13 protein-coding genes are annotated in these 15178 nt (G+C 44.8%); 9 read left to right on the top strand and 4 right to left on the bottom strand.

The window, feature by feature from the left end:
* Positions 1-135 precede the first annotated feature (135 nt).
* Genes ABD943_RS03495 through waaA form a run of 3 tightly spaced genes read left to right on the top strand, consistent with a single transcriptional unit; the run spans position 136 to position 2231 of the window.
* Positions 136-567, top strand: a complete 432-nt coding sequence (locus ABD943_RS03495; RefSeq protein ID WP_345291794.1) for a type II toxin-antitoxin system RatA family toxin — start codon at positions 136-138, stop codon at positions 565-567.
* 22 nt (positions 568-589) lie between these two features.
* On the top strand, positions 590-958 hold the full coding sequence (locus ABD943_RS03490; protein ID WP_345291793.1) for an RnfH family protein: 369 nt from the start codon (positions 590-592) through the stop codon (positions 956-958).
* Between the two features lie 4 nt (positions 959-962).
* Positions 963-2231 (top strand): lipid IV(A) 3-deoxy-D-manno-octulosonic acid transferase, encoded by a 1269-nt coding sequence (gene waaA / locus ABD943_RS03485; RefSeq protein ID WP_345291792.1) that lies wholly within the window; start codon positions 963-965, stop codon positions 2229-2231.
* A 34-nt stretch (positions 2232-2265) separates the two neighbouring features.
* On the opposite strand, the gene ABD943_RS03480 is transcribed toward waaA, so the two are convergent.
* Both ABD943_RS03480 and ABD943_RS03475 read right to left on the bottom strand, forming a co-directional pair.
* Positions 2266-3666 (bottom strand): TolC family outer membrane protein, encoded by a 1401-nt coding sequence (locus tag ABD943_RS03480; RefSeq protein WP_345291791.1) that lies wholly within the window; start codon positions 3664-3666, stop codon positions 2266-2268.
* A 56-nt stretch (positions 3667-3722) separates the two neighbouring features.
* Positions 3723-4391, bottom strand: a complete 669-nt coding sequence (locus ABD943_RS03475) for a protein-L-isoaspartate O-methyltransferase family protein (RefSeq protein ID WP_345291790.1) — start codon at positions 4389-4391, stop codon at positions 3723-3725.
* 192 nt (positions 4392-4583) lie between these two features.
* Between ABD943_RS03475 and ABD943_RS03470 the strand changes: the two genes are divergently transcribed.
* From ABD943_RS03470 to parC, 5 genes are all read left to right on the top strand, one after another.
* A complete protein-coding gene (locus tag ABD943_RS03470) occupies positions 4584-5183 on the top strand; it encodes an NUDIX domain-containing protein (protein ID WP_345291789.1) in 600 nt (199 codons plus the stop codon).
* Between the two features lie 17 nt (positions 5184-5200).
* Complete coding sequence (locus ABD943_RS03465) at positions 5201-5656, top strand: DUF1249 domain-containing protein (RefSeq protein WP_345291788.1); 456 nt, start codon at positions 5201-5203, stop codon at positions 5654-5656.
* Positions 5657-5698: 42 nt separating this feature from the next.
* The gene (gene cpdA / locus ABD943_RS03460) at positions 5699-6523 is read left to right on the top strand and encodes a 3',5'-cyclic-AMP phosphodiesterase (protein WP_345291787.1); all 825 of its coding nucleotides are present in this window, start codon (positions 5699-5701) and stop codon (positions 6521-6523) included.
* Positions 6524-6685: 162 nt separating this feature from the next.
* Complete coding sequence (gene parE / locus ABD943_RS03455; RefSeq protein WP_345291786.1) at positions 6686-8581, top strand: DNA topoisomerase IV subunit B; 1896 nt, start codon at positions 6686-6688, stop codon at positions 8579-8581.
* A gap of 26 nt (positions 8582-8607) precedes the next feature.
* Complete coding sequence (parC, locus tag ABD943_RS03450; protein ID WP_345292681.1) at positions 8608-10845, top strand: DNA topoisomerase IV subunit A; 2238 nt, start codon at positions 8608-8610, stop codon at positions 10843-10845.
* 1 nt (position 10846) lies between these two features.
* Here the strand turns inward: parC and ABD943_RS03445 are convergent, their stop codons facing one another.
* Positions 10847-11971: a hypothetical protein gene (locus ABD943_RS03445; RefSeq protein ID WP_345291785.1), complete on the bottom strand. Its 1125-nt coding sequence runs from the start codon at positions 11969-11971 to the stop codon at positions 10847-10849.
* 115 nt (positions 11972-12086) lie between these two features.
* Here ABD943_RS03445 and serB point away from each other — a divergent pair, with 115 nt between their 5' ends.
* The gene (gene serB / locus ABD943_RS03440; protein WP_345291784.1) at positions 12087-13031 is read left to right on the top strand and encodes a phosphoserine phosphatase SerB; all 945 of its coding nucleotides are present in this window, start codon (positions 12087-12089) and stop codon (positions 13029-13031) included.
* Positions 13032-13098: 67 nt separating this feature from the next.
* Here the strand turns inward: serB and ABD943_RS03435 are convergent, their stop codons facing one another.
* Entirely contained in the window at positions 13099-15171 is a 2073-nt protein-coding gene (locus ABD943_RS03435; RefSeq protein ID WP_345291783.1) for a GGDEF/EAL domain-containing response regulator, read from the bottom strand.
* Between the last annotated feature and the right edge of the window lie 7 nt (positions 15172-15178).

Here is a 15178-nt window from a genome sequence, read left to right as displayed (position 1 = left end):
TAATCTCTTAAAGTTATAATGTATGAAATTCAATCTACATTGGATTATAGGCGTCATAGCCTAATCTCTCAATAGGCTAGGATTTTTTAAAAGCCCAATGTTACAATTGCGACAACTTATTTGAGCTTAAATCGTATGAAAACCATTAAACGACAAGCGCTAGTCCCTTATTCTTCTCAGCAAATGTTTGAGTTGGTCGATGATATCGAGAAGTACCCTGAGTTTTTGCCAAATTGTGCTGGTGCGACAGAAATTGAGCGAAGCGAAAATCTGGTGATTGCGAATTTGGCGGTGGCCAAGGGTGGTTTTGAGAAAGGTTTTACAACACGAAACACAAACAACCCTTATAATACTATTGTTATGGAGCTCGTGGACGGTCCTTTTAAGCACTTGACGGGACAATGGGCTTTCACAGCTTTGGATGAAAATGCTTGTAAGATTGAATTAGAGGTCAACTTCGAGTTTTCAAATGTGCTGACCAGCATGGCTTTCGGTACAATCTTTAATCACTTGACCGAGTCTTTTGTCGAGGCATTTTCACAACGGGCTAAATCGGTATACGGATAAACTATGACAGGTCAACACTACTATGTCCTCTGATAAGCAACCCGTTCATAATAATGGTACGGATAAGATTGATGTAGAGGTCTGTTACGCACTGCCGGAAGAACAGACCTTGTTGTCGTTGCAAGTCATGCCTGAAGCAACCATCGAGTCAATTATAGTGCAATCAGGCATCCTTGAGTTGTATCCGGACGTTGATTTGGCTCAGACAAAAGTAGGTGTATTTAGTAAGCTAGCAAAGTTGACTGATACCGTTCATGATGGTGACCGTATAGAAATTTATCGTCCACTTCTGATTGACCCTAAAGAGGTCAGAAAAGAGCGGGCATTAAAAGCGAAGCAAGAAGCTGAGCAAGCCAATAAAAATAACGTAAGACACAAAAAAAAGGGATAATTAGGTGCTTCGATACCTTTACACATTTGTTTATTATTTATGCGCGCCATTACTTTGTTTGCGATGGATCTACAAAAGCTTTAAGCCCCCCCAGTATCGAGAGCCAATGCGCGAACGGTTTGGTTTCGTGAAAAAGCAAGATCGACCATCACTATGGTTTCATGCGGTATCCATGGGAGAGTCGATCGCAGCCAAAGCTATCATTAGCAAGCTGTTAGCAGCTAGACCACACCTTAATATCGTGGTTACCACGACAACCCCTACCGGCGCAAAGCAAATTATCGAAGGCCTTGGAGATAAGGTCACGCATCATTACTCTCCTTGCGATTTGCCAGGAACCATCAAGCGTTTTGTTAAGCGTATTCGCCCCTTAGGCTTGGTGATCATGGAAACCGAGCTTTGGCCTAACTGGTTATATCATATGCGTAAAGCTAAGCTTCCTGTCGTATTAGCGAATGCAAGAATGTCTCAAAAGTCGGCAGATAAATACGCTAAAATAAGCTCACTAAGCGAGCAGATGATGCAGTCACTCTCATTAGTTTTGGCCGTTTGTGAAAACGATGCGGAGCGGTTCATTCATTTAGGTGTTAAACAAAAGAACTGCCTAATTACGGGTAACATCAAGTTTGACCAGCACTTTGTGCCAAGTGATATTAATGAATACTTTCCACCATGGAAGGATGACTCGAAAGGTTGCATCTGGCTAGCCGCTAGTACCCACAAAGGAGAAGATAAGCTTCTCTTATCGGCGCACCAAAAAGTATTAAAAAGCTGCCCAAAAGCTAAGTTAATCATAGTGCCAAGGCATCCTGAGCGGTTTGATGAGGTGGCTAACTTGGTTTCGGAGTATGGCTTAAGTTTAGCGAGACGGTCACAGCCTGGCAGTTGGGACGGTCAGTGTGATGTGCTGCTAGGTGATACTATGGGGGAGTTAATGCAGGCTTATGAGCTCTCTGATGTTGCCTTTGTAGCAGGCAGTTTGGTGCCCATCGGTGGTCACAATATGATAGAGCCAGCTATGTTAGGAAAGCCTGTCTTATCAGGTCCTTATGTTCATAACTTCCAAGAAATATTCAACGAACTCAAAGAACACGCAGGAATCAGACAAGCTGACAGCGCGGAGGACATTTGCCGAGAAGTGGTTGAGTTGTTACAAAGTCCTGAGCAGAGAATGGCGATGGGTGCAAATGCGAAAATGGTGGTGGAAAGAAGCCGTGGAGCTTTAAACCGAACGGTTGAAGCTTTGGAGTCTTTCCTGCTGGATAAAGCATGAAAGACTCCTCGCAGGGTGATGCTTAAGTGATGGCTTAGTTGTTAAGTAACCACTGATTGACTATCTTTAAGTCTTCTTCAGTCAAAGTACCAACAGCCTGCTTAAGGTTTAAGCCGTTAATTAAATAATCGAATTTAGCACGACTCAGCGAACGCTCCGCTGCATACACAGCGCGTGTCGCTTGTAGTACATCAATGATATTCCGTGTACCTGCTTGGTAACCATCTTGTGTCGCTTCTAGAGAGCTTTGGCTTGATTGTAAAACGCGCTTGTTCGCTTCGAAAGACTGAATGGATGCTTCCAGTGTGGTAAACGCAGAGCGTACACTTCTTTGAACTAGGCGGGCATTTTGCTCGAGCTCATGGGTGGTTCGTAAGTAATTCTGTTTGGCTTTTTCTGTTTGCGCTGATGTTCTGAAGCCAGAGAATAAAGGTACTGACACCGTGACAGCGGCATTGTAGCCTTGGCTAAGCTGGCTTGAGCTAGTGGTGGTACCTGGAGGCAGTGCTGGTACACCCGAGGTTCCTTGTGGGAAATAACGGTCTGTATCGCTGTCTTGATCACTGTAAGTCACACGGAAGTTAGCGCTAGGATAGTGACCGCTTCGGTTACGTTTGACCTCATCTCGCGCTACTCGAACGCTCATTTGTTGCGCTTTTAGACCCAAGTTTGACTCTGTCGCAACGCGCATCCAGTCATCCATATTAGCCGGGCTTGGTTGTGTCATAGTGATATTATTGCCGACATCTTCGAGTTCTGCGTAATACTGCCCGGTAACTTCTCTTAATGCTTCTTGGGTATTCACCAAGTTGGTTTCTTGACTGATCTCATTTGCCACCGCTTGGTCATAGTTTGCTTGGGCATTTAAGAAGTCGGTAGCATTCGCTAGCCCTGACTCATATTGCTCTCGGGTTAAGTCTAATTGTTTTTGTAATGCGGACTTTTCATTGCGTGTAATCGCTAAGGTTTCTTCCGCGGCTAGCACATTGAAATAAGCTTGTGAGCTACGAATCATTAAGCTTTGAAGATTCGCACCATGGGTTAACTCTGCAGCACGAACCCGCATTTCAGCTTGATCGAGTGCAACCCATTGTCCCCAATCAAATAACACCTGATCGAGTTGTACTGCGTAAGTGGTTGAGTTGACCTCGTTAGTAAACGGATCAGATGGACTGCCGTCAAGGCCTTGACCTTCAATATCAAAGTCTCTGCGGTCACGGCTAATACTTCCGCCAATCTGTGGCAGTAAGCTTGAGCGTGAAATACGGTAGTCTTGCTCGGTGGCCTTTAACGAAGCTTCGCTAATTTTGTACTGCGTATCGTTATTCAGCGCGTCTTTATAGACACTTATTAAGTCGGTGCTGGCCATGCTCAAATTAGTCATGCTACCGATTAGCACTGCCGCTAAAAGTTTATAGCTTGTTGTCATCTTCATCTGAAATTGTCTCTTCAAAGTTGTTTTCGGCTGCAATTGGGTTTGTTATCGCAGCATTAAAAATCAAATTGGGGCTTAGGTTTACTATTAATTAAACTTGGGATCACCGTTTCATAAAGGCTTTCATTATGCCATTCATCTTCTGAAACACGAGTGATCAGCTGCGCCTGCATTGCGGGCTCTACTCCAGTCACACAAAATAACCGTCCGCCGATGGTTAAGTGATTTAAGTATTGCTCAGGTAGTTGATAGTAACTACCGGTTATCGCAATCACGTCATAGGGCTTGTGATGTGGCCAGCCGTTGACCGCATCGCCTTCCTCATACTCAATATTGGACAGCCCTAAGTCGTCGGTTAGCTGGCGCGCAGATTCGATATACTCTTCTACAATATCAACGCTGTAGACTTGCTTTGCGAGGCTGGCGATAAGGGTCGTGCAGTAGCCGGTTCCCGTACCAATTTCTAGCGCGACATCCGTCGGTTTGATGGCCAAAGCTTGCAGCATTCTTGCTTCTTCTTTGGGTGTCATCATAATTTGGCTGTGGCCAATATCAATTTGAGTGTCAGCGTAAGCGATGGGCCGATATTCTTTTGGCACAAAGCGATCACGAGCCAAGCCATGGATCTTATCTAGCACTCTTTGATCGAGAACATTCCAAGGTCGAATCTGCTGTTCAACCATGTTATGACGGGCTGTTTCAAAGTCGGTTGCCGCGCTTGTCATCAATACCTCACCTAGTTAAGGTCTTTCGACGTTAATATTGCGAATAGAAAACCTAGCAATAGGTTCAAAGAATAGTCATTTCTGACATTTCAAACAACACGCTAAGTGTAACAGATTATGAAAGAGTGTTATCCTCAATTCAGTTCAGCCAGCGTAAAGGCGTGGGATATAGCATAGAGGAGTAAGTGACTGGTGCCGCAGTTTACACAAGATGATGTGAAGTTTCTGGGGGAAGAGCTATTGTACGATGGCTTTTTCTCGATGAAGAAGTACCGTTATCAGCATCGCCGCTACCAAGGTGACTGGAGTCCCGTGGTCGAGCGTGAAATCTTTGAGCGTGGAAATGCTGTTGGCGTTTTGCTTTACGATAAAACGAAAGAGCTGTTCGTCATGGTCGAGCAATGTCGCCCCGGAGCTATGCCGGGCGAGTCTTCACCTTGGCTGCTTGAGGTTGTTGCAGGCATGGTTGAATCTGGAGAAAAGCCAGAAGAGGTCGCCCTTCGTGAAGCGCAAGAAGAAGCCGGTAGTGAGATTACAAAGCTCATTCCGATGAATGGTTACTGGGTTAGCCCAGGCGGCACTACTGAGTATGTGGACTTATTCTTAGGTCTAGTCGATAGCGATGAAGTAGCCCAATATGCAGGTCTCGACACGGAGCATGAAGACATTAAAGTGCTGGTCATGGATAGAGAGGAGCTATTGAAAGCGCTGCAACAGGGACGGATTAACAACGCAATGGCGATAATTGCGGTACAATGGTTCCTGATTCACGAGAACAGTATCGAGTATTAACCCGACTAAAGACTGATATGACACGAGTTAAACGAAAGTACATTCCAGATTTAAAAGAGTTTATGGCGCTTTGCGCGAGTAACTATGCAAAGCTTGCCCGTTTAACGATGCTAACCGAGCTTGCGCTTAATCAGTCCTTTTCTATTCCCATTGAGGGGCAACCTAACCTCTTGATTACATTGAAGCAGAAGAGTAAACATACGGCGACCTACGAGCTTAAGCAAGAGTCCCACCATTTTAGCCTGAAGCGACAATATCTTGTTCGAATGTATCATGATGCTAAAGTTGCTGAGGTTTTGACTGGCCTCAATCAAGGTATGCTACCACCAGTCTTTGCTTACCCGAATGATGAGATGAAACAACCCGATGAAAAAATTCAATTGAACCGCTTTTTAGCCGAATGGTTAAATTTTTGTTTAGAATTTGGGCAATCTCACAGTTTAAACACGACCCAATTGGTTTTTTTTGAGTAAAAATACAGTAATAATAAAGCCTAAGCAATAAGAGGGTATGGTTTGAACAAACAGCAAGCACGACTTTTTATCGGACGCTCTGAGATGAAGGTTCTTCACCTGTCCGATCCTCACTTGTTTGCGGATGGTCACTCAACCCTGCTGGGCGTCAATACCAATGAAAGCTTACTGGCGGTGATTGACGATATCAAAAGCCGTAACATTAACCCTGACCTATTTGTGGTCACCGGGGATATTTCTCAAGATTACACTCCAGAGTCGTATCAAAAGTTTGTTGAGTACCTAGCGCCTTTTAAGAAGCCCGTTTTGAGTTTAGCTGGCAATCACGACGAGCGCCCCAAATTATTGCAATACCTGTCGCAGCAACCATTTTTGCCAGCTGAGCAATTAATTACTGAACATTGGCAACTACTGATGTTGAACAGCCATGTTCCGGGCAAGGTTCATGGTTGTGTGTCCGATGAGGAATTATCTTGGCTTGAATCTTGTTTAGTTGATAACCAAGACTTGCCGACGATGGTGTTTACTCATCACCATCCTATTCCTGTGGGGAGTCACTGGCTGGATCAAATTGGTATTGATAATGGGCAAGAGCTGGTTGATTTGTTAGCGCGACACCAGCAGGTGAAAATGTGTGCTTTTGGCCATGTCCATCAGTCCACAGACCGAACTCATAAACACACCCACTATCGCTCCGTACCTTCGACCTGCGTACAGTTCAAAAAACACTCAGCCGATTTCTCGGCGAGCCAAGAGAAGCCTGGCTATAATGTGTACAACTGTAGCAAAAGCGGTTTGGTTGAAGTGGAAATGTTCCGGGTAGACAGTTATTTACCTTCTGTGAATATGGCCATTTCAGGCTACTAAAGCACCTGAACTTTCTGAGTTTTAGCGTCATTCCTCTCTTCTTTCGCAGAAAAAATATTTTGCTTGCACAAAAAGATCTGCCTTTATAGGATAAGGCGATATAACAATATATAGCGTCTTTTAGACTCACACAGCACTAAATCACATAGAACATAAGAATTTATGGCAAAAAACCAATATACCGCTGATGATATTGAAGTCCTCAGTGGACTAGACCCTGTTAAAAAACGTCCGGGCATGTATACCGACACCTCTCGTCCTAACCATTTAGGGCAAGAAGTGATTGATAACAGCGTGGACGAAGCCTTAGCAGGACATGCGAAGACTATTCAAGTTATCCTTCATAAAGACAATTCCCTAGAAATTCAGGATGATGGACGCGGTATGCCAGTGGATATTCACCCTGAAGAAGGCATTCCGGGTGTTGAGCTGATCATGAGCAAGCTGCATGCCGGTGGTAAGTTTTCAAACAAGAACTACCAGTTTTCAGGCGGTTTACACGGGGTCGGCATTTCTGTGGTGAACGCGCTTTCAAAGCGAGTAGAGGTCACTGTTAAGCGTGATGGCAAGCAGTATGAAATGGCCTTTGAAAACGGGCATAAAGTCTCGGACCTCGAAGAGACTGGTGACGTTGGGAAACGCAACACAGGAACGAGCGTTAAGTTTTGGCCAGATTCCCAGTATTTTGATAGTCCTAAGTTTTCAATTTCGAAGCTGAAACACTTACTAAAAGCGAAAGCCATTCTCTGTCCTGGGTTAAAGGTTGTTTTTGATAATAAACCAAGCTCCGAAAAGGATGAGTGGCATTATGAAGACGGCCTAACCGATTACCTGCTGGAGCAAGCGGGTGATTTTGAAAAGCTTCCTGAGGAGCCGTTCGTTGGTTCGTTGGCGGGCGATACGGAAGCGGTTGATTGGGCATTTTTCTGGATGCCGGAAGGTGGTGAATGTCTTGCTGAGAGTTACGTTAACCTGATCCCGACTGCTCAAGGCGGTACCCATGTAAATGGTATGCGAAATGGTTTGCTTGAAGCTATGCGTGAATTCTGTGAGTTCCGAAACTTACTGCCTCGTGGCGTTAAGTTAACGGCTGACGACGTGTGGGACCGCATCAGTTATGTTCTATCCGTAAAGCTTGATGACCCTCAGTTTTCGGGGCAAACCAAGGAGCGTCTATCCTCTCGGCAGTGCGCCACTTTCGTCGCTGGTACGGTAAAAGATGCGTTTAGTCTATGGCTTAATCAACACTCAGTGATAGGTGATGCGTTAGCCGAAAAAGCAATTAGTAATGCTCATAAGCGAATGCGGGCGAGCAAAAAAGTGGTCCGCAAAAAAGTGACCCAAGGACCTGCATTACCCGGCAAGCTGGCGGACTGTGTGGGCCAAGACAGTATGAGTAGTGAGCTATTTTTGGTGGAGGGTGATTCGGCGGGCGGTTCTGCTAAACAAGCCCGTGATAAAGAATACCAGGCCATTATGCCGCTACGCGGAAAAATTTTGAACACTTGGGAAGTGGAACCCGAACAAATTTTGGGCTCACAAGAAGTGCATGATATTTCGGTCGCCATTGGCTTAGATCCAAACACGGATGATTTATCTAAATTACGCTATGGAAAGATTTGTATTCTGGCGGATGCTGACTCCGATGGGCTACACATTGCGACGCTTTTGTGTGCGCTTTTTGTTCGTCATTTTAAACCGCTGGTAAAAGCCGGTCATGTCTACGTTGCCATGCCACCACTGTATCGTGTGGATATTGGTAAGGAAGTTTTTTATGCTCTGGACGAAGACGAAAAACAGGGGATTGTTGATCGTATTAAAGCGGAGAAAAAGCGCGGCAAAATTCAAGTAACGCGCTTTAAAGGTTTGGGTGAAATGAACCCTAAGCAGTTACGCGAAACCACCATGGCGCGTGAAACTCGACGACTAGTACAGTTAACGCTTGAAAATGGCGATAACTCTGAGCAAGTGATGGATATGTTGCTATCCAAAAAACGTTCTGCCGATCGAAAGATCTGGTTAGAAGAAAAAGGCAATAAAGCCGAAATCGAAATTTAAACGAATAGTGAGCTAACGTGGAAGAAATAGATTACGAAGGTATTGAGAAACGTTCTCTAGCCGAATTTACTGAGCAGGCGTACTTAAACTATTCGATGTACGTCATTATGGATCGTGCCTTGCCTCATATTGGTGATGGCCTGAAGCCTGTGCAACGGCGAATTGTTTATGCCATGAGCGAGCTTGGCTTAAAGGCAACGTCTAAATACAAGAAATCGGCTAGAACGGTGGGTGATGTATTGGGTAAGTTCCATCCTCATGGCGATTCTGCTTGTTATGAAGCGATGGTCTTAATGGCTCAGCCATTCTCGTACCGATACCCTTTGGTTGATGGTCAAGGAAACTGGGGCGCGCCGGACGATCCTAAATCGTTTGCCGCCATGCGTTATACAGAGTCGCGGCTGGCGGCTTATTCTGAGGTCCTACTAAAAGAGGTTTCGCAGGGAACTGTTGATTGGATACCAAACTTTGACGGTACCATGAAAGAACCGGCAGTTTTGCCAGCGAGAGTACCTAATTTGCTACTTAATGGTACTACGGGGATCGCTGTCGGTATGGCGACTGACGTTCCGCCACATAACCTGACGGAAGTGGCGAATGCCTGCATTCATATGCTGGAAAACCCAAAGGCCACGGTGGAAGACTTGATGGAGTATGTGCAAGGCCCGGACTTTCCTACCGATGCTGAAATTATTACCTCCAAAGACGATATCGTTGAGATGTACAAAAAGGGGCGTGGCTCGATTCGTATGCGTGCCCACTTCGAGAAAGAAGAGGGTGAGATTGTCATCACGGCTTTGCCTCATCAAGCTTCTGGCTCGAAAGTTCTTGAGCAAATTGCAGGACAAATGCAGGCGAAAAAGCTGCCAATGGTCAGCGACTTGCGAGATGAGTCAGATCACGAGAACCCTACGCGTCTAGTGATAGTGCCGCGCTCGAATCGAGTGGACACTGATGAGTTGATGAAGCACTTGTTCGCGACTACCGACTTGGAAAAGACCTATCGCGTTAACATGAATATGATAGGTCTTGATGGACGTCCGCAAGTTAAAAACTTGCAGATGTTTGTTAAAGAGTGGCTTGATTACCGCTTAGAAACCGTTCGCCGCAGGTTACAGTATCGCTTGGATAAAGTGATGGATCGCTTGCATATTCTGGACGGTTTATTAATTGCCTACTTAAATATTGATGAAGTGATTCATATTATCCGCACTGAGGATAAACCAAAACCGAAACTGATGGAGCGCTTCAAGCTTTCGGATACTCAGGCCGAAGCTATTTTAGAGTTAAAGTTACGTCACTTGGCGAAACTTGAAGAAATGAAGATCAAAGGTGAGCAGGAAGAGCTGGAAGATGAAGCGGATTCACTGCAACTGATCCTTGGTTCAAAACAGCGCATGAAAACGGTGATTAAAAACGAGCTTAAGGAAGTCATTGAAGAGCACGGTGATGAGCGCCGCTCGCCGATCGTTGAGCGTGAAGAAGCGAAAGCTTTATCGGAAACAGCGTTAATCCCTACAGAGCCGGTTACTGTCGTGCTTTCTGAAAAAGGGTGGGTGCGTTGTGCCAAAGGGCATGATGTTGATGCCGCTGGTATGAATTATCGCTCTGGGGATTCTTTCCTTGATGCGACACAAGGTAAAAGTAATCAATATGCGGTATTTCTTGATTCCACAGGCCGTAGCTTTTCACTACTGGCTAATACGCTGCCCTCAGCCCGTGGGTTAGGAGAGCCTGTAACAGGGCGTGTTAATCCTATTGCCGGTGCTGAATTTTTATCAACAATCATGGGTGAAGACGACGATAAGTTCCTGTTTGCTTCTGATGCAGGCTACGGATTTATCGCTAAATTTAGTGACTTGGTTTCAAAAACTAAAAACGGTAAAGCGTTCTTAAGCTTGCCATCGGGCGCTAAGGTACTGAAACCCAAGCGTTTGCCTAAAGAAGAATCACTGTATTGTGTTGCTGTCTCTAACGAGGGAAGGATGCTGGTATTCTCGCTACAGGACTTACCTGAGCTAGCAAAAGGTAAAGGCAATAAAATCATTAGTATTCCGACTGCGCGTTCAAAGAGTCGTGAAGAGTTTGTGGTTTCGGTGGCTGTCGTGTCCGAAGATGATAGTCTGGTGATTCATTCTGGCAAACGACACTTGACCTTGAAACCCAAAGATTTAGAGCATTATCGTGGCGAGCGTGGGCGTCGAGGCAGTAAATTGCCACGAGGATTCCAGCGCGTAGAGTCTATGGAAGTCGAACCAAAGTAACTTATTCGTCGCTCAAGAATCGAACCTGGCGTGCAATCAAGCCCAGCTGCTCGGCGTCAGGTTCTTTTAATTGACAAAGCTCTATCACGTCATGGTCATCCAGCTCGATATCGATCACTTTCTTTACCGTCCAGTTTAAATCATCTTTGGCTTGTAATGATTTTTCAAACCATATTCCCGACTCAATAATTCTGAAGAAGGTTTGATACATTTCGTGCTCGAAGTCTAAATGGTGCAGTAAGATCTTTGGCCTTAATTGAATATTCAATAGACATCGCTCTAACGCATAAAGTGGGTTGCGGCCGATAGGCGTATGCTCGGCATCCACACCGAGAACTAATAACCCACGGCTAAACTGGGTAGCCAGTAAACCATTTTGCGGCAACCACCGGCTTAGGACTCGAAGTAACAATGCATTACGCGGTTCATCAAGACTGCCCCAGTTAGCGCTAATAACTAAAGACTGTTTGATCGTTTTATGCTGGAGTTGCTGGCGGTTATGCTTAATTAAACTCTTCAGTTGATGTCCGTTACTATGATTCCGCGGTGGTTTATCGTCAGGTTCAATAGAGCGCTTATCTGCGAGCTGCCTTTTCTGACCTCGGTGCCTGAGCTGTAATACGAAAAAGATAAGGAACCAGGTGGCACCACCAAAGAGCCATATGAAATAAGGATTAAGCCAAAAGGCTGTCACGCTGTTTGCGGTGTTTAGTGTGTCTGCAAAATAAATGACCAAGTAGCCGTTAAAGCTGTCCTCGTAGGCGATATTGGCAATAACGGGCTCACTCAAGGACGTGTTATCACTGTCTTTAAGGAATACCTGTTCACCACTACGTCGATAAATCGCTATTTTTTCAATGGAAGGATTTTTCGCCAGTCGTTGTCCGATTGATTCGATAGCTTCGGTGTTTTCATCTTCGATTAAGTGGCCCAGAAAAGCAGCGCCTAGATCTGCCATGCCTTGATTATAGCTAGTGTTAAACTCACCTTTTTTATAGTCTTGGACATTTTGATGCCAATAGAAGGTTAATGAACAAAGCGCTATGATTGCTATCGCGGCGGATATCAAAATCGGTAGGCGAGTTGTCTGCCGGAAGCTAGGTTGGAACTTTTTATCTTTACTCACAAAAATTCGTAGAGTTCTGCTTTGTTGGTAATATATCATAGATTAATCGATTGAGTAGCACTGTATAATGATGATGGAACGAGCAACTAAGAATACAACAAGTGATATAACAACTATGGACAATACTTCAAGCTGGCTATTACTCTCTCCTGAGGTTATTAACCTAGACGCAATAAAAAAGCATTTTGCAGAATTTGAATTTACCCTAGACGGTAATAAGGGATCGCACGATCAATCAGAACTGTCTACTAGAGGGTGGCAGTACTATGGTTCGGCAGAGCTCAGATTCTATCAGTCTGCCTGTCAAATACAGTTACCCTGCTCAGTTGAAGTTTCTAGACCTCTTATAGAGCGAGTTTCAGAGCATTTCAAATGTGATTACTGTTTAGTTAAAGAGTCACTAGACACGCTAAAGGCAATTAAACTTGCTGTTTTTGACATGGATTCTACTTTAATTCCAATGGAGGTGATTGATGAGTTGGCGGCGGAAGCTGGGGTCAAGGAGCAAGTAGCTGAGATTACCGAAGCGGCAATGCGAGGTGAGCTGGATTTTGATCAAAGCTTTGAGAAGCGATTATTGTTGTTGAAAGGTATGCCTGTAGATGCCGTTAATCAGGTAAAAGCGAGATTAACCTTTAACCCTGGTGTAGAAACATGTATTCGCTACTTATCCCATCAAGGAGCAACGGTTGCCGTAGCTTCTGGCGGGTTTATTCCTTTCGCTAAAGCATTAGCTCATCAAGTCCCGATCAGTAAGATTCATGCTAATACACTGGACTTTGAACAAGGAAGGTTAACGGGCAATGCCATGAAACCGATACTCAATGCTGCCGGTAAAGCCGAGCAAGTCAAAGTGTGGCAGAGTGAACTTGTTATTGAACAGCAGGAGATTTTAGCGGTGGGTGATGGTGCCAATGATAGCTTGATGCTAAAAGCGGCGGGGCTCGGTGTTGCTTACAAAGCTAAGCCTTATTTACGACAGCAAGCTGACTGCGTCATTCAATTTGGAGAAATGGACGGTTTAATTGATGTGATTGAATTACTATGCGCACACAATTAAGAGACAAAAAAGCCCAGATTACCCGGGCTTTTGTTTCGCTCTGTTAGGATTCGTTCGCGGTTAACGCTTAAAAATCACTGTCTGCAAAGTCATAGTTCAGCTTACTAATCGGCTTAGAGACATAGTTACCCATGACAAAGTCGATGCCTAGTGGCCAAATTTGGGCTAGAGTTGATGCATCTTCAAGGTTACTAATAATCGTTTTGGCTTCTATATCTGCCGCTGCTTTTATGACTTGCTGTACTTTGTCAGCGCCGTGCTCTTTTAGCGTATCAATAAAGTTCGGCGCAAAAGAAACAATGTTAGGTTTGATGGAGCGTACTAACTCGGCGTTATCGGTTTCAACCCCTGATAAGCAGAAGGGTACGCCTAACTTTCTTAAGCTGGCTTTTAACTCAATAACTTTCTTCAGGTAAGTCTGAGCGGTGTGTCCTTTGAGGGCCAGTACCAAATTGGCGCTATCGATTCCGGCCACACCAATTAACTTTTCTAGCCACTTATGCAAGTCATCGCGGAGTAGACTGTTAGGACTCAAGGCAACGTAAAGCTTATTACTGTTATTTTCCGCTTTATCCTTAGCTAGCATTTTAAGCGCATGCTTAATGGTCACTCTATCAATGTCCGCGTCGATGCCCACTTTCTCAAAGATAGGGAAAATATCCTCGCCCAGACCCCAGCTGCCATCTTTCAGTTTGTAGCGGAAGTAACACATGTATTGCTTGTTAGGGCTACCTTTGAGACTCATCATTGGTTGATAGAATAGAGTCATGTTACTTTCTTCTCGAGCAAGACTAAACTCTTCGTAGATCTTGCGTTCTTCATCATTCAGCAAGCTATCAATCGATGGGTTAAAAATTTGGAAGTTGTTGCCGCCTTGCTCTTGAAGGTTGTGCGCAGCCGTTGTTGCATGCAACAGTAATTTGCTGGGCTCAACTTCATTATCCGTACATGGCACACCGCCTATACTGAAGGTTACTTTAAGCGTTTGTCCAGACACTTCAAACAACTGTGACTCAACATCTTTTAATAGCTTCTTTGGGAGTTCGGTTGGCGGTTTATCAGTGGCGCTTAACATCAGGCCGAAGCTGCTGTCGCTGATACGGCCAATGACATCGCTGCTGTCACAGCTATCGCGTAGCCATGTCGCGACATCTTTCAGTAAAACGTCACAGTCAGCGATACCAAACTTACTTCGATAATTGGTGAACTTGTCAATTTCGATCATGTAGAGAACGGCGTTGTGCTTCGCTTCGCGTGCGGCCTCTACGGATTTGGTAAAATGCTCCATAAAAGCTGGTCGATTCAGCGCGCCAGTGACTTGGTCAATTTGGCTCACTTCTTTAAGCTTTTTCATGAGTTCTTGCTGATCGCCGATGTCTCTAACCAGCAACTGAACACACTCTTCATCATCATAAATCGCTGAACTGATAATGAAGTCAGCTTCAAACTCTTCACCAGAAGCGGTTTTACCTTTTAAGACTTCGCTAACTTCGGTGCCTTCTTGTGCTTGTCGTTTGAGCAGGGCTTTTACTTTATCTTTATCTTCGTCGCTGATCATATCCATGATGCTCATGACGATAACTTCATCTTCTTCATACCCAAAACGCTTGATATACGTTGGGTTGGTATAGATGTGCATGCCTTCATGAATGTAAGCGATGGCATCTTTTGAACTATCGAGTAATAGCTCGTTTCTTTTGTTCGTTTCGTAAACCAGCTTATTTGCTTGTTCAAGAGACTGTAGGGACGTGACAAGTTGTTGTTCGCGTTTAACAACCATCGTCAATAAATCGAGAGATTTTGCTGGAATATAATCTTTTAGGCCCTGAGCTAAGAACTCTAACCGTTTTTCTTCATCATATTCATTGGCTAACATTACAGCGGGTACCGTAATGGGCTGTTTTTTCAGCTGGCTCAGTACCTGCTTGATGGGCAGGTTGTCCAGTACATCAATAAATATTGCCTGTTGCCAATGCTTTGCATCCGTCGCTTCTTTGAGTTGCTCACTATCAGTAACCACTTGATGCCTGACAGGCAGCCCCATATTTTTCAGATGGCTCGCTACCTGTTCGCTGTCGTTGGGCGACGAGGAGAAGATGAGCGTGTTTATGGGTGTCTGCTTTACCTTTTCTTTCATCATTGCTATC

It is taken from the genome of Kangiella marina (assembly GCF_039541235.1).
Taxonomy (GTDB): Bacteria; Pseudomonadota; Gammaproteobacteria; order Enterobacterales; family Kangiellaceae; genus Kangiella; species Kangiella marina.
Note: the sequence above shows the minus strand (reverse complement) of the source record. Positions and strands in the feature narration are given on the sequence as shown.